Source organism: Streptomyces bambusae, assembly GCF_020532645.1.
Taxonomy (GTDB): Bacteria; Actinomycetota; Actinomycetes; order Streptomycetales; family Streptomycetaceae; genus Streptomyces; species Streptomyces bambusae.
Genome location: NZ_JAJAUZ010000102.1, coordinates 1 through 20906 on the forward strand (window position 1 = coordinate 1; position 20906 = coordinate 20906).

At 72.8% G+C, this 20906-nt stretch carries 21 protein-coding genes; 15 read left to right on the forward strand and 6 right to left on the reverse strand.

Going from position 1 to position 20906, the window contains the following annotated elements; all coding sequences use genetic code 11:
* The 3 genes from sucB to aceE form a co-directional block, all read left to right on the forward strand.
* A partial coding sequence (gene sucB, locus LG634_RS36135) for a 2-oxoglutarate dehydrogenase, E2 component, dihydrolipoamide succinyltransferase (protein WP_226740590.1) occupies positions 1–1036 on the forward strand: 1036 nt, incomplete at its 5' end.
* A gap of 144 nt (positions 1037–1180) precedes the next feature.
* The gene (locus LG634_RS36140; RefSeq protein WP_226740628.1) at positions 1181–1816 is read left to right on the forward strand and encodes a GntR family transcriptional regulator; all 636 of its coding nucleotides are present in this window, start codon (positions 1181–1183) and stop codon (positions 1814–1816) included.
* A 226-nt stretch (positions 1817–2042) separates the two neighbouring features.
* Entirely contained in the window at positions 2043–4724 is a 2682-nt protein-coding gene (gene aceE / locus LG634_RS36145; RefSeq protein ID WP_226740592.1) for a pyruvate dehydrogenase (acetyl-transferring), homodimeric type, read from the forward strand.
* A gap of 82 nt (positions 4725–4806) precedes the next feature.
* Here aceE and LG634_RS36150 read toward each other — a convergent pair whose 3' ends face one another.
* On the reverse strand, positions 4807–5799 hold the full coding sequence (locus LG634_RS36150) for an SDR family oxidoreductase (protein ID WP_226740594.1): 993 nt from the start codon (positions 5797–5799) through the stop codon (positions 4807–4809).
* Positions 5800–5854: 55 nt separating this feature from the next.
* On the opposite strand from LG634_RS36150, the gene LG634_RS36155 reads away from it, so the two are divergent.
* Positions 5855–6373, forward strand: a complete 519-nt coding sequence (locus LG634_RS36155) for a DUF4240 domain-containing protein (protein ID WP_226740630.1) — start codon at positions 5855–5857, stop codon at positions 6371–6373.
* A 25-nt stretch (positions 6374–6398) separates the two neighbouring features.
* Here LG634_RS36155 and LG634_RS36160 read toward each other — a convergent pair whose 3' ends face one another.
* A complete protein-coding gene (locus tag LG634_RS36160; RefSeq protein ID WP_226740596.1) occupies positions 6399–7169 on the reverse strand; it encodes an SDR family NAD(P)-dependent oxidoreductase in 771 nt (256 codons plus the stop codon).
* Positions 7170–7285: 116 nt separating this feature from the next.
* Between LG634_RS36160 and LG634_RS36165 the strand changes: the two genes are divergently transcribed.
* Positions 7286–7942: a TetR family transcriptional regulator gene (locus LG634_RS36165; protein ID WP_226740597.1), complete on the forward strand. Its 657-nt coding sequence runs from the start codon at positions 7286–7288 to the stop codon at positions 7940–7942.
* Positions 7943–8525: 583 nt separating this feature from the next.
* Here the strand turns inward: LG634_RS36165 and LG634_RS36170 are convergent.
* Positions 8526–9596, reverse strand: a complete 1071-nt coding sequence (locus LG634_RS36170) for a PP2C family protein-serine/threonine phosphatase (RefSeq protein ID WP_226740599.1) — start codon at positions 9594–9596, stop codon at positions 8526–8528.
* A gap of 121 nt (positions 9597–9717) precedes the next feature.
* Between LG634_RS36170 and LG634_RS36175 the strand changes: the two genes are divergently transcribed.
* Both LG634_RS36175 and LG634_RS36180 read left to right on the forward strand, forming a co-directional pair.
* A complete protein-coding gene (locus LG634_RS36175; RefSeq protein ID WP_226740601.1) occupies positions 9718–10620 on the forward strand; it encodes a TIGR01777 family oxidoreductase in 903 nt (300 codons plus the stop codon).
* 184 nt (positions 10621–10804) lie between these two features.
* Positions 10805–12079 carry an NAD(P)/FAD-dependent oxidoreductase gene (locus tag LG634_RS36180; RefSeq protein WP_226740603.1) on the forward strand — a complete coding sequence of 425 codons (1275 nt, stop codon included), beginning with the start codon at positions 10805–10807 and terminating at the stop codon, positions 12077–12079.
* 54 nt (positions 12080–12133) lie between these two features.
* On the opposite strand, the gene LG634_RS36185 is transcribed toward LG634_RS36180, so the two are convergent.
* On the reverse strand, positions 12134–13576 hold the full coding sequence (locus LG634_RS36185; RefSeq protein ID WP_226740605.1) for an NsdA family TPR-like regulatory protein: 1443 nt from the start codon (positions 13574–13576) through the stop codon (positions 12134–12136).
* A gap of 174 nt (positions 13577–13750) precedes the next feature.
* Here LG634_RS36185 and LG634_RS36190 point away from each other — a divergent pair, with 174 nt between their 5' ends.
* From LG634_RS36190 to LG634_RS36210, 5 genes are all read left to right on the forward strand, one after another.
* Positions 13751–14056, forward strand: coding sequence for a hypothetical protein (locus tag LG634_RS36190; protein ID WP_226740607.1), 306 nt, complete (start codon positions 13751–13753; stop codon positions 14054–14056).
* A 43-nt stretch (positions 14057–14099) separates the two neighbouring features.
* On the forward strand, positions 14100–14900 hold the full coding sequence (lipB, locus tag LG634_RS36195) for a lipoyl(octanoyl) transferase LipB (RefSeq protein ID WP_226740609.1): 801 nt from the start codon (positions 14100–14102) through the stop codon (positions 14898–14900).
* Between the two features lie 123 nt (positions 14901–15023).
* Positions 15024–15971, forward strand: a complete 948-nt coding sequence (lipA, locus tag LG634_RS36200; RefSeq protein ID WP_226740611.1) for a lipoyl synthase — start codon at positions 15024–15026, stop codon at positions 15969–15971.
* Between the two features lie 270 nt (positions 15972–16241).
* The gene (locus LG634_RS36205) at positions 16242–16430 is read left to right on the forward strand and encodes an SCO2195 family GlnR-regulated protein (protein ID WP_226740613.1); all 189 of its coding nucleotides are present in this window, start codon (positions 16242–16244) and stop codon (positions 16428–16430) included.
* A gap of 19 nt (positions 16431–16449) precedes the next feature.
* A complete protein-coding gene (locus LG634_RS36210) occupies positions 16450–17148 on the forward strand; it encodes a DUF4191 domain-containing protein (protein WP_226740615.1) in 699 nt (232 codons plus the stop codon).
* A 108-nt stretch (positions 17149–17256) separates the two neighbouring features.
* On the opposite strand, the gene LG634_RS36215 is transcribed toward LG634_RS36210, so the two are convergent.
* On the reverse strand, positions 17257–17724 hold the full coding sequence (locus LG634_RS36215; protein WP_226740617.1) for an RDD family protein: 468 nt from the start codon (positions 17722–17724) through the stop codon (positions 17257–17259).
* A gap of 197 nt (positions 17725–17921) precedes the next feature.
* On the opposite strand from LG634_RS36215, the gene glnA reads away from it, so the two are divergent.
* Entirely contained in the window at positions 17922–19331 is a 1410-nt protein-coding gene (gene glnA, locus LG634_RS36220; RefSeq protein WP_226740620.1) for a type I glutamate--ammonia ligase, read from the forward strand.
* Between the two features lie 96 nt (positions 19332–19427).
* Here the strand turns inward: glnA and LG634_RS36225 are convergent, their stop codons facing one another.
* Positions 19428–19682, reverse strand: coding sequence for a hypothetical protein (locus LG634_RS36225; RefSeq protein WP_226740622.1), 255 nt, complete (start codon positions 19680–19682; stop codon positions 19428–19430).
* A 121-nt stretch (positions 19683–19803) separates the two neighbouring features.
* Between LG634_RS36225 and LG634_RS36230 the strand changes: the two genes are divergently transcribed.
* Positions 19804–20169: an ArsC/Spx/MgsR family protein gene (locus tag LG634_RS36230; protein WP_226740624.1), complete on the forward strand. Its 366-nt coding sequence runs from the start codon at positions 19804–19806 to the stop codon at positions 20167–20169.
* A 140-nt stretch (positions 20170–20309) separates the two neighbouring features.
* Positions 20310–20831: a hypothetical protein gene (locus LG634_RS36235; RefSeq protein ID WP_226740626.1), complete on the forward strand. Its 522-nt coding sequence runs from the start codon at positions 20310–20312 to the stop codon at positions 20829–20831.
* Positions 20832–20906 lie beyond the last annotated feature (75 nt).

Genomic DNA, 20906 nt, shown 5'->3' on the forward strand with positions numbered 1-20906 from the left:
CCCGGTCGCGGCTCCGGCCGCTCCGGCCCCGGTCGCCGCTCCGGCCCCGGTCGCCGCTCCGGCTCCGGTCGCCCCGGCCGCCCCCGCCGCTCCGGTCTCCGCCGGCGACGAGGGTGCCTACGTGACTCCGCTGGTGCGCAAGCTGGCTTCGGAGTCCGGGGTCAACCTGGCGCAGGTGCAGGGCACCGGCGTCGGCGGCCGCATCCGCAAGCAGGACGTCATCGCCGCCGCGGAGGCCGCCAAGGCCGCCGCTGCCGCTCCGGCCGCCCCCGCCGCGGCCGCCCCGAAGGCCGCGGCCGTCGAGGTGTCCCCGCTGCGCGGCCAGACGGTCAAGATGACCCGCATGCGCAAGGTCATCGGCGACAACATGATGAAGGCGCTGCACTCGCAGGCCCAGCTGACCTCCGTGGTCGAGGTGGACATCACCAAGATCATGAAGCTGCGGGGCAAGGCCAAGGACTCGTTCCTGGCCCGCGAGGGCGTCAAGCTCTCCCCGATGCCGTTCTTCGTCAAGGCCGCTGCCCAGGCGCTGAAGGCCCACCCGGTCGTCAACGCCCGGATCAACGAGGACGAGGGCACCATCACCTACTTCGACTCGGAGAACATCGGCATCGCCGTGGACTCCGAGAAGGGCCTGATGACCCCGGTCATCAAGGGTGCGGGCGACCTCAACCTGGCCGGCATCTCCAAGGCCACGGCCGACCTGGCCGGCAAGGTCCGCGGCAACAAGATCACGCCGGACGAGCTGTCGGGCGCGACCTTCACGATCAGCAACACCGGCTCGCGCGGTGCGCTGTTCGACACGGTCATCGTGCCGCCGAACCAGGTCGCGATCCTGGGCATCGGTGCCACCGTCAAGCGTCCCGTGGTCATCAACCACCCGGACCTGGGCGAGACCATCGCCGTGCGCGACATGACCTACCTGTCGCTCTCCTACGACCACCGCCTGGTGGACGGCGCGGACGCCGCCCGCTACCTGACGGCGGTCAAGGCGATCCTCGAGGCCGGCGAGTTCGAGGTCGAACTGGGCCTCTGACCGGCCCCGTTGTAACGAGCCTCACGTCGGCGCCCCCGCCCGGTTGACATCCGGGCGGGGGCGCCGCCGTATTGTCTACGCTCAGGGCGGCTCCACCCCACCGCCCCCTGTCCCTGCGCGCCCCCAGGAGATGACACCCCGATGATCACCCCACCCGTCGTGCACTCGCTGCGCGAGCAGATCCGCGAGCACATCGTGGAGGGGATCGTCAGCGGCCGCTGGAAGCCCGGCGAGCGGATCGTGGAGCGCCGGATCGCGGTCGAGCTGGAGGTGAGCCAGACCCCCGTCCGGGAAGCCCTGCGGGAGCTGGAGACGCTGCGGCTGATCGAGTCCGCGCCGAACAAGGGCGTCCGGGTCCGCAACCTCACCGCGTCCGACCTGGACGAGATCTACCCGGTGCGGGCGGGCCTGGAGCAGATCGCCGCCGAGCTGGCGGCGCCCCGGCTGGCCTCGGACGCGGCCCTGCTGGACGGGCTGCTGGAACCGCACGTGGTGGCCCTGCGGGAGGCCGACCGCACGGAGGACAGCACCGCGCAGGTCCGCCACACGGTGGCCTTCCACCGGGCGATGGTGGGCGCCGCGGGCAACAGCGTGCTGCTGCACACCTGGGAGAGCCTGGGCATCGAGGTGTTCACGGCGCTGTCGATCCGCTGGCTGGGGACCGTGCAGAAGGCCTTCGCCGAGGAGCACGAGATGCTCGTCGAGGCCTTCCGGAGGAACGATCCGGAGATCGGCCTCCTGGTGAAGCGGCACGTTCTGGGCTGCGCACCGCGCGCCTGACTTGTCCGTATTCATCCATCTTCGCCTTGGCACTGCGTGCCCGGATTAGCGGCATGCAGTGCCTACTTTGTCAATTCGAGTATTTTTTCGTGTGAATTCTTTGATCGATCATCGATCAGGCGTTTACAGTCTTCCGCGGACCACAACCCGGTCCGCCTGCCCTGTCCTGCCCGTCAGGGACCCCCAGATCCACCCCCGTTTCCAGTCCGGAAGGCGGCGCACACCGATGTCCGACCCCGTAGCCAAGCTTCCGAGCGAGCTCGACCAGCTCCCGGACCGCGACAGCGAAGAGACCGCCGAATGGGCTCAGTCGCTCGACGCCGTCGCGAAGGCCGCCGGCACCCGCCGTGCCGAGTACCTGCTGCGCCGTACGCTCCACCACGCCGAGGCTGCCGGGCTCGCCCTGCCGAAGCTGCTGGAGACGGACTACGTCAACACCATCCCCACCGCCGCGGAGCCGGAGTTCCCCGGTGACGAGGCGATGGAAGCGAAGATCACCGCGTGGAACCGCTGGAACGCGGCCGCGATGGTGACCCGCGGATCCAAGTACGGCGTCGGCGGCCACATCGCCACCTTCGCCTCGGCGGCCTGGCTCTACGAGACCGGCTTCCAGCACTTCTTCCGGGGCAAGGAGGCCGACGGCTCGGGCGACCAGCTCTACATCCAGGGCCACGCCTCCCCCGGCATCTACGCCCGCGCCTTCCTCGACGGGCGCATCTCCGAGCAGCAGCTCGACAACTTCCGGCAGGAGGCGGGCGGCAACGGCCTCCCGTCGTACCCGCACCCGCGCCGGCTGCCCTGGCTGTGGGAGTTCCCCACGGTCTCCATGGGCCTCGGCCCGCTCTCCGCGATCTACCAGGCGCGCTTCAACCGCTACCTGCAGAACCGGAACATCAAGGACACGGCGAACTCGCACGTCTGGGCCTTCCTGGGCGACGGCGAGATGGACGAGCCCGAGTCGACCGCCGCCCTGGCGCTGGCCTCGCGCGAGCAGCTCGACAACCTGACCTTCGTCATCAACTGCAACCTGCAGCGCCTCGACGGTCCGGTCCGCGCCAACTTCCGCGTGGTCCAGGAGCTGGAGGCCCAGTTCCGCGGCGCCGGCTGGAACGTCATCAAGACCCTGTGGGGCTCCGCCTGGGACGAGCTCTTCCAGCTCGACACCACGGGCGCCCTGGTCCGCCGCATCCGCGAGGTGCCGGACGCGCAGTTCCAGACGTACGCGACCCGCGACGTGGCCTACATCCGCCGGCACTTCTTCGGCGCCAACGCCGAGCTGGTGCAGCTGGCGGGCGTGCTGTCCGACGCGAAGATCGCCGAGTGCTTCCACACCTCCCGCGGCGGCCACGAGCCCCGCAAGGTCTACGCCGCGTACAAGGCCGCCCTCGCGCACAAGGGTGCGCCGACGGTGATCCTGGCGCAGACGGTCAAGGGCCACACGCTGGGTGCCGGGTTCGAGTCGAAGAACGCGAACCACCAGATGAAGAAGCTGACGATCGACGAGTTCAAGGACATGCGCGACCTCCTTGGCCTCCCGATCCCGGACAGCGCCTTCGCCGACGGCGTGGTGCCGTACGGCCACCCGGGTGCGGACTCCCCCGAGGTGCGCTACCTGCACGAGCGCCGCGCGGCGCTCGGCGGCCCGGCCCCGGCCCGCAAGGTCCACCACGTGGCGCTGCCCGCTCCGGCGGACCGCTCCTTCGCCCCGCTGCTCAAGGGCTCCGGCAAGCAGGAGATGGCCACCACCATGGCCTTCGTCCGGCTGGTCAAGGACCTGATGCGGGACAAGGAGACCGGCAAGCGCTGGGTGCCGATCGTCCCCGACGAGGCGCGCACCTTCGGCATGGAGTCGCTGTTCCCGTCGGCCGGCATCTACTCGCCGCTGGGCCAGACGTACGAGCCGGTCGACCGCGACCAGCTGATGTACTACAAGGAGGCCAAGGACGGCCAGATCCTCAACGAGGGGATCACCGAGGCCGGCGCCATGGCCGACTTCATCGCCGCCTGCACGTCGTACGCGACGCACGGCGAGCCGATGATCCCGTTCTACATCTTCTACTCGATGTTCGGCTGGCAGCGGACCGCCGACCAGATGTGGCAGCTCGCCGACCAGCTCGGCAAGGGCTTCATCGTCGGTGCCACCGCCGGCCGCACCACCCTGACCGGTGAGGGCCTCCAGCACGCGGACGGTCACTCGCACCTGATCGCGTCCACGAACCCGGCGTCGCTGAACTACGACCCGGCCTTCGCGTACGAGATCGCGGTGATCGTCAAGGACGGTCTGCGCCGGATGTACGGCGAGACGCCGGAAGACGTCTTCTACTACCTGACGGTCTACAACGAGCCGAAGGTGCAGCCGGCGATGCCCGAGGGCGTCGAGGAGGGCATCCTCAAGGGCCTGTACCGCTTCAACCAGGCCTCCGACCTGGAGAACGGTCCGGCCGCCGAGGCCCCGAAGATCCAGCTGATGGCGTCCGGTACGGCGATCCACTGGATCCTGGAGGCCCAGCAGCTGCTGGCCGCCGACTGGAACGTGGCCGCCGACGTGTGGTCCGCCACCTCGTGGGGCGAGCTGCGCCGCGACGCGCTGGAGTGCGACGAGGCCCTGCTCCGCGGCGAGGAGCGCACCCCGTACGTGACCCGCGTGCTGGAGGGCGCACCGGGCCCGGTGCTCGCGGTGTCCGACTGGATGCGGCAGGTCCCGGACCAGATCAGCCAGTGGGTGCCGGGCGACTACACCTCGCTGGGCACGGACGGCTTCGGCCTGTCCGAGACCCGTGCGGGCGCCCGCCGCCACTTCGGTGTCGACGCGCAGTCGATCGTGGTCGCGGCGCTGGCCCAGCTGGCCCGCCGCGGTGAGGTTCCGGCCTCCGCGGTCAAGGAGGCGCGGGAGCGCTACGGCCTGTAGGCCGGGCGTGCCGTGAGCGGGCGGCCGCACCCCCGAGGGGGGGGGTGCGGCCGCCCGCCGGCGTTCCCACGGCCTGCCGTGGTCAGCGGTAGTCGTCGGGGCTGCGGTCGGCGCCGCCGATCTCGACGTCCTGGATGTAGCCCCAGGCGTCCGGGCGGCTGCCGTCGGTGTCGGTGAAGCCGTACGCGCGGGCGAGCTGTCCGCTGGCCAGGGACTGCCCGTTCCAGCGGGCGACGTCCGGGTCGGCGGCGAGCGCGGCGACCGCGCGGGCGACGTACCGGGGGGATTCGGAGACCCCGAAGCCGGGGACCTTGGCGGCGGCGTCGCGCCAAGTGGCCTCGGTGACCCCGAAGGCCTCCAGCATCTGCTCCGAGCGCAGCCAGCCGGGGGTGACGGACACGGCGTGGCAGCCGGTGCCGCCGAGGTCGTGGGCGAGGGTGCGGGCCATCCGGATGGGGCCGTTCTTGGCGAGGTCGTAGAAGAAGTTCTCGCGGAACCGCTCGTTGGTCTCGGCAGTGCCGTCGGTGATCTCCACGACCAGACCGCCGGGGTTGCGGACCAGCAGCGGCAGGGCGTGCCAGCTGGTGATGATGTGGCTCTTCACGCCGAGTTCGAGCATGCGCAGGCCCTGGTCGAGGTCGGTCTCCCAGATGCGCTTGCCGAAGACCACGAGGTGTTCGCCGCCCCAGAGGTCGTTGACGAGCACGTCGAGCCGGCCGTGTCCGGCGTCGATGCGTTCGACCACGCCGGCGACCTGGGCGCGGTCGAGGTGGTCGGCCACCACGGCGATGCCCTCGCCGCCGGCGGCGGTGACGAGTTCGGCCGTCTGCTCGATGGTTTCCGTCGTCCGGCCCACTTCGCTGGCGCGGGTGCGGCTGGTCCGTCCGGTGACGTACACGGTGGCGCCGGCGGCTCCCAGCTGCTCGGCGATGGCGCGGCCGGCACCCCGGGTGGCCCCGGCCACCAGGGCGACCTTGCCGCGGAGGGTGCCGGGCGGCACGGGGCCGGTGCCCGGCCAGGGGTCGTCGGCGGGCTGTTGCTGCGGTTCCGGGTGGGTTTCCGGCTGAGTTCGCATACGACGGATTCTCGCGGTGGCGGGGCCGCGACGCACCGGTGATGCTGGACGCGTGATGGACGAGACGGAGTTCTGGGAGATCGTCGACAGCACCCGCGCGGCCGCCGAGGGCGACCCGGAGGACCATGCCGACCTGCTCGTCGAGCGCCTGGTGCAGCTCGACCCCGAGTCCGTCCTGGACTTCGCCCGGCACTTCGAGTCCCGGTACAACCGGGCCTACACCTGGGACCTGTGGGGGGCCGCCTGGGTGCTGCTCGACGGGGCCAGTGACGACGCGTTCGACTTCTTCCGCTGCTGGCTGATCGGGCAGGGGCGGGAGGTGTTCGAGGGGGCGCTGGCCGACCCCGACCAGCTGGCGGAGCTGCTGGGCGAGTTCGACGAGACGGTCGACGGGGACGGCGAGGAGCTGGGGTATTCGGCGGACGAGGCGTACGAGCAGCTCACCGGGGTGGTGGCGCCGGACCTGGGGGTGCCGCTGCAGGCGGCCGAGCCGGAGGGCGCCCCGCTGGACTTCGAGAACGAAGCCGTGCTCGCGGAGCGCTTCCCCCGGCTGTGGGACCGGTTCCGGTCGTAGGCCGTGCCTTCCGGGTGCCGCCGGATCAGTAGTGGGTGCCGCCGTCGATGCGGATCTCGGTGCCCGTGATGAAGGCGCCGTCCTCGGAGCCGAGCATGGCGACCACGCCGGCGACCGTCTCGGGGCCGGCGAAGCCCTGGCCGAGGGCCGGGGCCAGCTTGGCGAACAGCGACCAGTCGGTGTCGTCCGGCAGGCCGGGGCCGGTGCCGGTGGTCATGCCGCTCTCGATGGAGCCGGGCGCCACGCAGACGACGCGCAGGCCCTGCTTGCTGTACTCGGCGGCGAGGGCGTGGCTCATGGACTGGATGCCGCCCTTGGAGGCCGCGTACGCCGCCATGTACGGGTGCGCGAAGGACGCGGAGGTGGAGCTGAAGTTCACGATGACCGGGCGGTCGCCGGCCAGCAGGGCGGCCAGGGACTCGCGGACCATCAGGAAGGTGCCGGTCAGGTTGACCGCGAGCACCGTGTTCCACAGGTCCAGGGTGGTCTTGTGGGTGTGCTCGGAGCGGAGGATGCCGGCCGCGTTGACGAGTACGTCGATGCCGCCGAGGGCGTCGACGGCGGCGGCCGTGCCCTCCTTGACGGCGGCCTCGTCGGAGATGTCGAGCTGCCCGGTGGTCAGGCGGGCGGCGGTGCCGGCGGCCTCGGCCTGCTCGGCGGTGGTCTTGAGGCCGTCCTCGCTCACGTCCACGGCGTGCACGCGGCCGCCTTCGGCGAGGATCCGGTGGACGGTGGCGCGGCCGATGCCGGAGCCGGCGCCGGTGATCAGTACGCGGCGGCCTTCGTAGCGGTTCATGTGGGGTCTCCGTGGGTGAGCGGGTGGGGGGCGCTTCGAGCGTACCGAGTAAGTGGCACGTTTTGCCAGAGTGTCACTGCATGCCATTTGTCGGTCCGGCGGCGTACCCTGCCGGTGTGAAGTCCCCGCGCCCCTACACCCCCGCCACCGGTCCCGGACCGAAGTCGCTGACCGAGCGCCGCAAGGCGGCCACCCAGCTCGACATCGCACGGGCCGCGTGTGCGCTGTTCGCCGAGCGGGGGCCGGACGGGACCACCGCGGAGGACATCGCCCTCGGCGCGGGCGTGGCGCTGCGCACGTTCTACCGGTACTTCCGCAGCAAGCAGGACGCGGTGGCGCCGTTGCTGGCACGGGGCGGGGACGAGTGGCGGGCGCTGCTGGAGGCGGCGGATCCGGCGGAGCCGTTGCGGGAGGTGCTGGAGGAGGCGGTGCGGCAGGCGCTGACCGTGGGGCCGGAGGGGGAGGAGGCGTTGCGGTGGACGCGGGGGCTGTTGCGGGCGGCGGCGTCCGATCCGGCGTTGCGGGCCGTCTGGTACCGGGTGAACCAGGACTCCGAGGAGCGGCTCGTTCCCGTCCTGGCCCGTCTTGCCGGGCCGGGGGCGGATCCGCTGGACGTCCGGCTTCTTGCGGCGGCGGCGACCGATGCGATCCGGATCGCGCTGGAGCTCTGGGCGGCCGGGGAGGACGACGCGACCGGGCCCGGCTCGCCCGTCGACCTGGCCCTCCGCGCCCTCACCCGCCTGACGGCGTCCCTCCCGCTCCTCACGCCGTAACCCGGCGCCCTGACCGCCGACGCGGCCGGATCTCGGGGCTCCGCCCCGCACCCCGCGCGCCTCAATCGCCGGCGCGGCTCAAAGCCCCGGGGCTCCGCCCCGCACCCCGCGCCTCAATCGCCGGCGGGGCTTGTTTTCGGGGCTCCGCCCCGCACCCCGGTCCTCAAACTCCCCCAGCCCCAGGGGGCTGGGAGGTGCCCCCTGGACGGGCTGGAGTGTGCCCCCGGCCCGGAGTTCGTCCCCTGCCCGGAGGTTGCCCGCGGGCCAGAGGTTGCCCGCGAGTCGGAGCTGCCCTGGGACCTGAGGCTGCCCTTGGGCCGGGTCTGTCGAAGGGTTGGATGCTGCGGGGCGAAATCCAGCCTCGCCGGCGATTGAGGCGCGGGGCCCGGGGCGGAGCCCCGAAGGATGGGTGCCGCTCGACCGGCCGACCCCGCGGGGCGAAATCCAGCCTCGCCGGCGATTGAGGCGCGGGGTCCGGGGCGGAGCCCCGAAGGGTGGGTGCCGCTCGACCGGCCGACCCGGCGGGGCGAAATCCAGCCTCGCCGGCGATTGAGGCGCGGGGTCCGGGGCGGAGCCCCGGGGGTCAGGGTGGGTCCGGGGAGAGGATGAGGAGGGCCACGTCGTCGGTGAGGCCCTGCGTGAAGCGGGACAGGTCGTGCCAGACGGCGGTGGGGAGGTCGGCGGAGGCGAGGAGGAGGGGGAGCCGGGTGAGCAGGGGGTAGAAGGCCCCGGCGGAGTCACGGGCCTCGGTGAGCCCGTCCGTGTGCAGGAGCAGCCGGTCCCCCGGCAGCAGTGGCAGACTGGTGACGGCACCCGCGCCGAGACCGGACAGCCCGAGGCCGAGCGGAACGCCCACGTCCACGGAGACCTCACCCACCGAACGCCCCCGCAGCAGCACCGCCGCCGGATGCCCGCAGGACAGCACCCGCACCACCCCGCCCCCCGGCGGGAACTCCAGCAGCACGGCCGTCGCGAAGACCTCCGCGTGCTCCACCCCCGCCGCATCCGTCACGAGCCGCCGGTCCAGCCGCCCCGCCACCGCCGCCAGCGACGCATCGTCGAGCACCCCCTCCCGGAACGCCCCCAGCAGCGCCGCCACCGTCGCCACGGCCGCCAGCCCGTGCCCCTGCACGTCCCCGACCAGCGCCCGCACCCCGTACGGCCCGGCCCGTACGTCGTACAGGTCGCCGCCGACCAGGGTGCCCCGCTGCGCCGCCCGGTAGAGCCCGGCGCACCGCACCGGCCCGACCCGTTCCGGCAGCGGCGGCAGCACCGCGAACTGGGCGGCCTCGGCGACCGTCCGTACGCTCACCAGCTGCTCGTCGCGCCGCTTGCGCACCCACGCCAGGACCACGCTGAGCAGGCAGACCGCGGCCACGGTCGCCAGGTCCGTGCCCCGGGCGTGCGCCACCGGCAGATGCGGGGTGCCGAGCAGCACCAGGACCACGCCCGCGAACAGCGCGGTGCCGGCCGCCCCGTACGAGAAGGCCGCCACCGGCGGCAGTGCGGCCAGGAAGAAGCCCAGCTCCACGCTGGCCGGCGTGATCAGCTGCGCGGCCGACAGCACCACGAGCGCGACCACCGGCGCCACCCGCGCCCACCGGGGCGGCGGCGCCCCGCGCAGCCGGCCCGGCTCCGCCGTCCGGCGCCTCATCCTCACCCCCTCACCCTCGTACGGCGGCGCCGCCCCCGCACCCCGGACGCCCCGGACGGGCGGCCCGCCGGATCGGCGCGTACCGTCCCGGCCGGGCGGGCCGTACGGGCAGGATGGGTGCATGCGTATCGCGGTCACCGGCGCGTCCGGGCTCATCGGCAAGGCACTGGTGCGGTCCCTGCGGGCGGACGGGCACGCGGTGGTCCGCCTGGTGCGGCGGCCGCCGCGGGAGCCGGACGAGGCCGCCTGGGACCCCCGGCGGGGCACGGTGGACCCGGCCGCCCTGCCCGGCTGCACGGCGGTGGTCCACCTCGCGGGCGCGGGCATCGGCGACCGCCGCTGGACGGAGGCGTACAAGAAGGAGATCCGGGACAGCCGGGTCGCCGGCACGACCACCCTGGCGCGGGCGATCGCCGCCCTGGACGAGCCGCCGGAGGTGCTGGTGAGCGCCTCCGGCATCGGCTACTACGGGGACGCCGGCGACCAGGTCCTGGACGAGCGCTCCCCCGCCGGCACCGGCTTCCTGCCGGAGGTCTGCCGGGCCTGGGAGGCGGCCACGGCACCGGCCGCCGGGGCCGGGGTGCGCGTGGTGCTGGCCCGCAACGGCCTCGTCGTGTCGGGCGGGGGAGGCGCATGGGGGCGCATGTTCCCGCTGTTCCGTGCGGGGCTCGGCGGCCGGCTGGGCGACGGCCGGCAGTACTGGAGCTTCATCTCCCTGTACGACGAGATCGCCGCCATCCGGCACCTGATCAGCACGCCTTCACTGTCCGGGCCGGTCAACATGACGGCCCCGGAGCCGCTGACGAACCGTGAGATCACGGCCGCCATGGGCCGCGTGCTGCACCGTCCGACGGCGTGCGCGGTCCCGGAGTTCGCACTGCGGCTGGCGCTGGGCGAGCTGGCGCAGGACGTGCTGGGCAGTCAGCGGGCGGTGCCGCGGGCCCTCGCGGAGTCGGGTTTCCGCTTCACCTTCCCCGAGATCGACGACGCCTTGCGGGCCGCCCTGGCAGCCACGGAACGCTGAGATCCGCTCCCGGTGGCGCACCGGCCCCACTCCGCCGGGTGGACCGAAAGCGACCGTTGTGCGACCGGCGTGCGACCGCATGCGACCGGACTTGCGCCTATTCGACTGCCGAACCCGTGTATTCCCCGAAGCCGTTGGGGGAAGGAGGATCCCCACCAGCCGCGCCGACCTCGGGGAGGGGCACGTGCTCAGCAACGCACACCACGCGGACGTCGTCATTGTGGGAGCCGGAGTCTCGGGACTGTCGGCGGCACACCACCTGATCGCCTCCGGCATCTCGGTGACCGTCCTGGAGGCGGGCGAGGGGCCGGGCGGCCGGATGGCCACCGACCTGGTCGACGGCTTCCGCCTCGACCGGATCGCCCATCTGCTCAACACCTCGTACCCGGAGCTCGGCCGTACGCCCGCCCTCGCGGAGCTGCGGCTGAAGACCTTCGCGCCCGGGGTCCTCGTGCACGGCGAGGGCCGCCGCCCGGTGGTGCCGTCGGGCACCGCACGGGGCCGGGTGGGACCGGGCGCCCGGTCCGCCGCCCGGGCGCTGGCCTCGCGCTCCCTGGACCAGGCCCGCCTCAGCGCGGCCCTCGGGCGGCTCGCGGCCACCCCGGAGGAACGCCTGCTGGCCCGGCCGGACCGGACCGCGGCGGCCGCCCTGCCGCGCACGTTCAACGGAGTGCTGCGCCCGCTGCTGGCGGCGCTGCTCTCCGACCCGGACCTGACCACCTCGCGGCGGTGCGCCGACCTGGCGCTGCGCGGGTTCGCGCTGGGCCGGCTCGCGGTGCCGGAGGGCGGCGCGGCCGCCCTGCCGGAGCTGCTGGCCGCCGCACTGCCGGCCGGGACCCTGCACACCGGGGTGCGGGTGCGGTCGGTGTCGACGAGCGTGGTCACCACCGAGGAGCACGGCGAGTTCCGCTGCCGGTCGGTGCTGCTGGCCACGGGGGCCCGGGCGGCCGCGGGGCTGCTGCCCGGGCTCCGGGTCCCGGACTTCCACCCGGTGACCGTCCTGCACCACACCGCGCCCGGGGCGCCGGCCGGGGACACCGCGCTGATCCTCGACGGCGAGGGCCGCGGGCCGGTCGCGCACACCGCGGTGATGAGCGCGGTCGACCCGAGCCGGTCGCCGGACGGCCGCGCGCTGATCACGTCCACCGTGCTGGGCGCCGAACGGCCCTCGGAGCAGGCGGTGCGCAGTCATCTCGCGGCGCTGTACGGGACGCCGACCACGGACTGGGAGCTGCTGGCCGTCCACCACACGCCGGAGGCGGTGCCGGCGATGCCGCCGCCGCAGGATGTGCACCGCCGGGTGCGGGTGCTGGCCGGGCTGTACGTGTGCGGCGACCACCGGGACGTGAACAGCGTGCAGGGCGCCCTGCATTCGGCCCGCCGGGCGGCCGGTGCGGTGCTCCGCGACTTCGGGGTGCCGGTGGCCGCGGCGCCCCTGGCGGTGCCGGCCGCGGCCTGACGCCCGTTCCGCGGCCGGCACCTCCGGAGCACGGAGGGGCCGGCCGCGGCCGGGTCAGAGCAGCGCCGCCACCCGGTCGCGGTAGTTCCGCACGGCCGCCGCGTCCCGATGCGGCTCCAGCCGCCGTTCGAAGTCGCGTACGTACTCCACCGCGCGGGCCGAGCGCATCTCCATCGCCTGCTGGGCGGCCTCGGCGCCGAGCGTGCACGCCTGGTCGAGTTCGCCCAGCCCCAGCCGGGCGGTGGCCAGCACGATCCGGCAGAACAGGCGGGAGCGGGCGTAGGCCGGGGAGCGGAGCTGGAGCGAGCGCTCGGCGTGCTGGGCGGCGGCCCGGTACTGCTGGAGGTCGCGGTGGCAGTGCCCGAACTCGTCGGCGAGCTGCGCCTCGTCGAAGGAGCGGGCCCAGTGCGGGGTGTCGTCGCCGGGCCGGGCCCCGCCGAGCGCCCGCTCGGCGCGGACCAGCGAGGCGGTGCAGGCCCGGACCTCGCCGAGGACGCCGTGGCCGCGGGCCTCGGCCGCGTGCAGCAGTGCCTGCACCACCGGCGGGGCGCCGGAGCCGACGCCCTGCTGGGCGACCCGGGCCAGCTGCACGGCCTCCCGCCCGTGGCCGAGGTAGACCGCCTGCCGGCTCATGGTGACCAGCACGTACGCCCCGTACGCCCGGTCCCCCGCGGCCTGGGCGAGCCGCAGCGCCTGAACGTAGTACCGCTGGGCCAGCCCGTGCGCGGCGATGTCGTACGAGGTCCAGCCGGCCAGCCGGGTCAGGTCGGCGGCGGCCGCGAACAGCCGTCGGCCGGTGGTCTCGCCGTAGGTGCCGCGGAGCATGGGTTCGGCCTCGTGCTCCAGGTACCGGACGAGGGCCTGCCGTGCGTGCCCGCCGCCGTAGGCGTGGTCGAGGGCGCGGAACAGTTCGGAGACGGAGCGCAGGGCGGCGATGTCGCCGCCGGTGACGCGCTGGCCGGGGCCGCGGTCGATCTGGCGCTGCCGGGGCACGGTGGCGGTCCGGGGCTGGCCGGGCACCCGGGGGCCGGGGGGCGTCTCGCCGCGGCCCACCCGTTCGTCGGCGCGGCCGATCAGCCAGTCGCGGCTGGGCACGACCAGGCCGGCGGGGGTGAAGGCGATCTTCCGGAGTTCGGTGTGACTGCCGGAGTCCTTGCGCCACAGGCCGCTCGCGATGTCCACGGCCTCCTCGGGGGTGGCGGCGAACTCCAGCCCGGCGTAGACCGGTGCGCAGGCGTCGAGTCCGAGGTCCTGGGCGGACAGCCGGCGGCCCAGCCGCCGGGTGAAGACCTCCGCGATCAGGGCGGGGGTGGTGCCGCGGGGCTGCTGACCGCGCAGCCACCGGGTCACGGAGGTTTTGTCGTACCTCAGGTCCAGCCCGTGTTCGAGGCCGAGCTGGTCGACGCGGCGCGCGAGGCCGGCGTTGGAGAAGCCCGCTTCGGCGATCAGCGCCGCGAGCTGCCGGTTGGGGACGCGCTGCGGAGGTCGTTCCGTCATCGGCTCCACGGTCTCCTGACTTGCCGGACCGGAGTCCCGGCCCTGATGAACGGCGTGAATGTAGCGGCCAACTCCCGGGTTACCGCCCCCTCTGCCCCACATTCATCCGATCGTGCGAAGAACAGGGAGGGCCCTTTACGGATCACCCCCGATGGCGTGCGTAGGCTGCCGGGCATGACCCCGCACGATCCGACCGGCCCCCTCCACGGCTCCGCCCCCCGGCTCCCCCGGGCCCCGGAGATCACCGAGGCCGAGTGCCGGCGCTGCGGGACGCTGATCGCCGGGCTCGACGGCCGGTACGCCTGTGGGGTGTGCGGCTGGGTGAACGACCACTCCGAGGGGCACCGGCCGCTGCCGCACGCCGACGAGGATCCGGACCGCCCGCGCGGCCGGGCGGCCAGGTCGGCGAAGAACCGGCAGGTCAGAGGGGCGGGGACGACCCCCCTGCCCGGATCGGGAGCCCCGCCGTACCCTTGCTGAGTGCGTTACGTGCACACAGCAGGTTCTACGAGGAGGCGCTGCAGTGAGTGAGCTGCGGTTTGTCCGTCTGGGCTTCGGGCCGGACGCCGTCGAGTACACCGAGGCGTGGGAAGAGCAGCGCCGGGTGCACGCGGCCCGGTTCGCCGACGAGACCGAGGACACCTGCCTGCTGCTGGAACACCCACCGGTGTACACGGCAGGCCGGCGCACCGCCGACAGCGAGCGTCCCCTCGACGGCACCCCCGTCGTGGACGTGGATCGCGGCGGCAAGATCACCTGGCACGGCCCGGGCCAGCTGGTCGGCTACCCGATCATGAAGCTGCCGCGCCCGGTGGACGTGGTGGCCCACGTCCGCCGCCTGGAGGAGGCGCTGATCCGCACCGCCGCGGAGTTCGGCGTCGAGACCACCCGGGTCGAAGGCCGCAGCGGGGTGTGGGTGCTGGGCGACCCGGTCGAGCAGCGGCCCTCGCTGGGCGGCCTCTCGCTGGACTTCGACCCGCGGCTGACGGACGAGGAGTTCGACCCGCGGCTCAACGGCCCCGAGTACGCGCCCTCCAACGCCGGCCAGCGCCGCGAGGACCGCAAGCTCGCCGCCATCGGCATCCGCGTCGCCAAGGGCGTCACGATGCACGGCTTCGCGCTGAACGTGAACCCCGACAGCACCTGGTTCGACCGGATCATCCCCTGCGGGATCCGTGACGCCGGTGTGACCTCGATCGCAGCCGAGCTGGGCCGCGAGGTCACCATCGAGGAGGTGCTCCCGGTCGCGGAGCGCCACCTGAAGGACGTACTGGAGAACGCCGACCTGCGCCCGCGCGCGGTCGGGCAGCCCGCGAGCGCCTGACCCGCCGGGACCGGGTCCGGGAATGCACCGGGACAGTCCCAGGTTGGCCGAGCGTAAGAGCGTACGAATTACGGGCGTACCCTGGTGGGCGCCGAGGAATCGAAGAGTCACAGGGAGCCGGTCGTGTCCGCAGTCGCACCCGACGGACGCAAGATGCTGCGCCTGGAGGTCCGTAACAGCCAGACCCCCATCGAGCGCAAGCCCGAGTGGATCAAGACCCGGGCGAAGATGGGTCCCGAGTACACGAAGATGCAGAACCTCGTGAAGGGCGAGGGACTGCACACCGTGTGCCAGGAGGCCGGCTGTCCGAACATCTACGAATGCTGGGAGGACCGCGAGGCCACCTTCCTCATCGGCGGCGACCAGTGCACCCGGCGCTGCGACTTCTGCCAGATCGACACGGGCAAGCCCGAGGCCCTGGACCGGGACGAGCCGCGCCGCGTCGGCGAGTCCGTGGTCACCATGGACCTGAACTACGCCACCATCACCGGCGTCGCCCGAGACGACCTGGCGGACGGCGGTGCCTGGCTGTACGCGGAGACCGTGCGCCAGATCCACCAGCAGACCGCGGGCCGCGAGGGCGGCCACACCAAGGTCGAGCTGCTGGCCCCGGACTTCAACGCGGTGCCGGAGCTGCTGGAGGAGGTCTTCGCCTCCCGCCCCGAGGTCTTCGCGCACAACGTCGAGACGGTCCCGCGCATCTTCAAGCGGATCCGCCCGGGCTTCCGCTACGAGCGCTCCCTCGACGTGATCACCAAGGCCCGCGCGTACGGCCTGGTCACCAAGTCGAACCTGATCCTCGGCATGGGCGAGGAGCGCGAGGAGGTCAGCCAGGCGCTGAAGGACCTCCACGAGGCGGGCTGCGAGCTCATCACGATCACGCAGTACCTGCGGCCCTCGCCGCGGCACCACCCCGTCGAGCGCTGGGTGAAGCCGGCCGAGTTCGTGGAGCTGGCGCAGGAGGCCGAGGAGATCGGCTACTCCGGCGTCATGTCCGGGCCGCTGGTCCGCTCCTCGTACCGCGCCGGCCGGCTGTACCAGCAGGCGATGGACAAGCGTCAGACGGTGTGACGCGTCACGGGCCGCGCCCTCGCGGCGGCCTGTGAATTCGAGCACAAGAAGCTACTTTGCAGTAGCGGCGCAGTGAAGCGGCCCGCACGGCCTTCCCCTGGTGGGAGGGCAGGTGCGGGCCGCTTCCGCGTGTCGGGCCGCCGGACACCGTCCGGTCAAGCTTTCATCACCGTTTGACCGGCCGGTCACGCACTGGTAACACCAATCAGTGACGCTAGCTGCACGCACCGCACACCCCCGGCTGCGCAGCTCCGAGAAGGGATCGACACCATGCAGGCCGCGCCTGTACAAGCCATCGCCATCCCGAAGGTCTCCGACGCCCTGCGCGCCGTGGAGTCGCTGCTCATGCGCAGGGCCCGCCGCAACGCCTGGACCGCCGTCCTGGAGGACCGCCGCCGGGCGCACGACCGCGTCGAGACCGCACACGTACTCGAGGCCGCGGCTTCCCGTACGCCGTAGGCCACGTAAACTTCGCTACATGGCGAGGAAGGCAAACGCAGCTGCCGCTGCGAACCCCGGGCGACTCAAGCAGATCGCCCTGACGTACAAGATGACCCGCAAGGCCGACCCCAAGGTCGGGCTGATCGTCGCGGGCGTCGGCATCATCACCCTCGGCGTCTTCCTCGGGATCGGCTTCCTGATCGGGCACCCGGTGTACCTGGGCATCCTGGGCTTCCTGGTGGCCTTCCTGGCGATGGCGATCGTCTTCGGGCGACGCGCCGAGCAGGCGGCCTTCGGGCAGATGGAGGGCCAGCCGGGCGCGGCCGCGGCGGTTCTGGAGAACGTCGGCCGGGGCTGGAGCACGACCCCTGCCGTCGCCATGAACCGGAACCAGGACATCGTCCACCGCGCGGTCGGCAAGGCCGGCATCGTGCTGGTGGCGGAGGGCAACCCGAACCGGGTGAAGTCCCTGCTGGCGGCCGAGAAGAAGAAGATGGCGCGGATCCTCCCCGACATTCCCGTGCACGACATCATCGTCGGCACCGGCGAGGGCGAGGTGCCGCTGAAGAAGGTCCGCACCACCCTGCTGAAGTTCCCGCGCGTGCTGGCCGGCCCGCAGGTCACCGTGGTCAACGACCGGCTGCGCGCGATGGGCGACCTCATGAGCAACATGCCGCTCCCCAAGGGGCCCATGCCGAAGGGCATGAAGATGCCCCGCGGCGGCAAGATGCGCTGACCCGCCGAGCAGCACCCTCAGGGCAGCCCGGCGGCCCGCTTCGCACGTGGAAGGGCCCCGGAACCGTCAGACGGTTCCGGGGCCCTTCCGCATGCAGGTGCGTGGGTGCTAGATGCGCACCTGGACGGCGCGGGCGAGGCGGTCGTGCAGGCCGCGGCCGTCCCGGTCCCAGATCACGGCCGGGATCACCAGGGCCAGCAGCACGGTGCGCAGCAGCACCCGGAAGAACCCGAGCCGGCCGCCGCCCTCCGCGGCCACCCGCAGGCCCACGATCCGCTTGCCCGGGGTGAAGCCGAGGGTGCCGACGGTGAGGAGGACCAGCACCAGGAAGAGCGGCAGCGTCCAGTTCCCGGTGGCGTTGAGGTCACCGCCGGTGATGAGCCCGTATGCGATCAGCTGGCAGGCGCCCCAGTCGATGGCCAGGGCGGCGGCGCGGCGGCCGAAGCGGGCGACCGAACCGGGTCCCTGCTGCGGCAGCCCCAGGCGCTCGCCCGGGTAGCCGAAGTCGACGCCCATCTCCTCGGCGGTCGAGCGGGGGCCGGAGAGCCAGGATCCGATTGCTTGCCTGTTGTCCACCCGTCCACGGTACCCGGACGCCCGACGCGCCCTTGAGGCCCCCTGGTCCCGGTGCCGGTTAACTTGTGCGAAACAAATGGGTCATGCTTGAGAAATCCCGCCTGCCTATGGTCGGGACCAGCGTGCGCCACCGCACTGACGCACCACGAGCTATGCAGCCCGCCCCTGCCCGGGGGGTCGGGAGTAGGAGGAGTTGGATGTTCCAGAACGCCGACGACGCGAAGAAGTACATCAAGGACAACGACATCAAGTTCGTTGATGTCCGGTTCTGCGACCTTCCCGGTGTCATGCAGCACTTCAGCATCCCGGCGGCGGCGTTCGACCCGTCCGAGGAGCTCGCCTTCGACGGATCGTCGATCCGCGGCTTCCAGGCGATCCACGAGTCGGACATGGCCCTGCGCGCCGACCTGTCGACCGCGCGCCTGGACCCGTTCCGCCGCGACAAGACGCTGAACGTCAACTTCTTCATCCACGACCCGATCACGGGCGAGGCCTACAGCCGCGACCCGCGCAACATCGCGAAGAAGGCGGAGGCGTACCTGGCCTCCACCGGCATCGCCGACACCGCGTACTTCGGCCCCGAGGCCGAGTTCTACGTGTTCGACTCGGTGCGCTTCGCGACCTCCGCGAACGAGGGCTTCTACCACATCGACTCCGAGGCCGGCGCCTGGAACACCGGCTCCGAGGAGAACAACCGCGGCTACAAGGTCCGCTACAAGGGCGGCTACTTCCCGGTCGCCCCGGTCGACCACTTCGCCGACCTGCGTGCCGAGATCTCCCTGGAGCTCGACGCCCAGGGCCTCCAGGTCGAGCGCCAGCACCACGAGGTGGGCACCGCCGGCCAGGCCGAGATCAACTACAAGTTCAACACGCTGCTCGCCGCGGCCGACGACCTGATGCTCTTCAAGTACATCGTGAAGAACGTCGCCTGGCGCAACGGCAAGACCGCGACCTTCATGCCGAAGCCGATCTTCGGTGACAACGGCTCGGGCATGCACGTCCACCAGTCGCTGTGGCAGGGCGGCGAGCCGCTCTTCTACGACGAGACCGGCTACGCGGGCCTGTCGGACACCGCCCGCTACTACATCGGCGGCATCCTCAAGCACGCCCCGTCGCTGCTGGCCTTCACCAACCCGACGGTGAACTCGTACCACCGCCTGGTGCCGGGCTTCGAGGCGCCGGTCAACATGGTGTACTCGCAGCGCAACCGCTCCGCCGCCATGCGCATCCCGATCACGGGGTCGAACCCGAAGGCCAAGCGCGTCGAGTTCCGCGCGCCGGACCCGTCCTCGAACCCGTACCTCGCCTTCTCGGCGCTGCTCCTCGCGGGCCTCGACGGCGTCAAGAACAAGATCGAGCCGATGGAGCCGATCGACAAGGACCTCTACGAGCTCGCCCCCGACGAGCACGCGGCCGTGCCGCAGGTCCCGACCTCCCTGGACGCGGTGCTCACCGCGCTGGAGAACGACAACGAGTACCTCCAGGCCGGCGGCGTCTTCACCTCGGACCTCATCGAGACCTGGATCGACTACAAGCGCACGCACGAGATCGCCCCGATCCAGCTGCGTCCGCACCCGCACGAGTTCGAGCTCTACTTCGACCTCTAGGCCGGCCCCGGCCCCAGCGCCGCCGCCGACCCACCGCGAACCCCGCCACCGCCTCCGGGCAGTGGCGGGGTTCCGCCGTTTCCGGGGCGGGGCGGCTCAGCCGTGGGACTCGATGAAGCCCCGGACGAGGCGGCAGGTCGTGTTGGACGGGCGGTGGATGCCGGTGCGGGCGGCCATGGTGCGGATCTTGCGGTTGGTGGCCCGCTTCGCGTCGTACGTGCCGGTGTCGAGCAGGAATATCGCCAGGCGCATCGCCTTGAGCCGGCGGTTGTGCGTCTCGTACCACTCGCGGGGCAGGCCCGCCGGCAGCTTCTTCTTCTGCGGCGGGGAAACGGATACGGCAGCGGTCATCGGCAGCCTCCCGAAGGGTGGTGTCGGACTGTGTGGTGCTGCTTCGATTTTACTGCGGGGCACTGACAAAAGGCCCTGGCCAGCGGGCACTTCGGGAGGTGCGGGCGGGTACCGTGGGGCCATGGAGATCTGGATCAATCCCGCCTGTTCGAAGTGCCGGAGTGCGCTGCACCTGCTGGACGAGGAGGGGGCCTCGTACACCGTGCGGCGGTACCTGGAGGACGTGCCGTCGGAGGGCGAGATCCGTGAGGTGCTGGGGCGGCTGGGGCTGGAGCCGTGGGACATCGTGCGGATGGGTGAGGCGGGGGCGAAGGAGGCGGGGCTGAAGGACTGGCCCCGGGACGAGGCGTCCCGCGACCGGTGGATCGCCGAGCTGGCACGGCAGCCGAAGCTGATCCAGCGGCCGATCATCACCGCCGAGGACGGCTCCGCCGTCGTGGCCCGCACCCCGGAGGCGGTCCGCGAGGCGATGGCCCGTACGGCCTGAGCCGTTCGGGGCTCCGCACCGGGCGCCCGGCACGCCGGCCGGGCGCGGGGGCCGTCGGCTCCGGTCTGCGTGTCGGCCGCACCCGCACGGGCGGGTCTCGTACGTTGGCGGGCGGCGGGGAGCGGCGAGAGGAGGCCCGCTTGGCCGGGCAGGCGATTCCCGGGCGGCCACGGCCGCCGGTGGTGCGGCACGGGGCCGACTGGATGTTCGGCGGGGTGTACGGGACGGTCCTCGCGAGTGCGCTGCTGGCGGCCCTCCAGGGGCAGTCCGGGCCGTACCGGCCCTCCTACGACGCCGCCTGGGTGCTGGTCACCGCGGTCGCGGCCGGACTGGCGCACGGCTACGCGCACCACATGGCCACGCACCGGCGCGGTTCGGCCGGGCACCGGTGGCGGCAGCTGCGGCGCGCCCTGCTGGACGAGTGGCCCCTGGTGGCGGCCACCCTGCCGACCGTCCTGCTGCTCCTGGGATCCGGGCTCTGGGACTGGAGCGAGGCGTCGGCCACGGCCTTCGGGCTCGCGCTCAACACCGCCCTGCTCTTCGCCTGGGGTGCGTTCGTGGCGCTCCGGCTCGGCTACGGACTGGGCTCGGCGGCCGCCATCGGGCTGGCGGACGCGGCGATCGGGGCGGCGATCGCCGCGGCCAACGCGGTCATCAAGTAGCGGACCGCGCGCGGGCCAGGGGGTGGGGGGGGGGGGGGGGGGGGGGGGGGGGCGGGGGGCGCGCCCCCCCCCCAC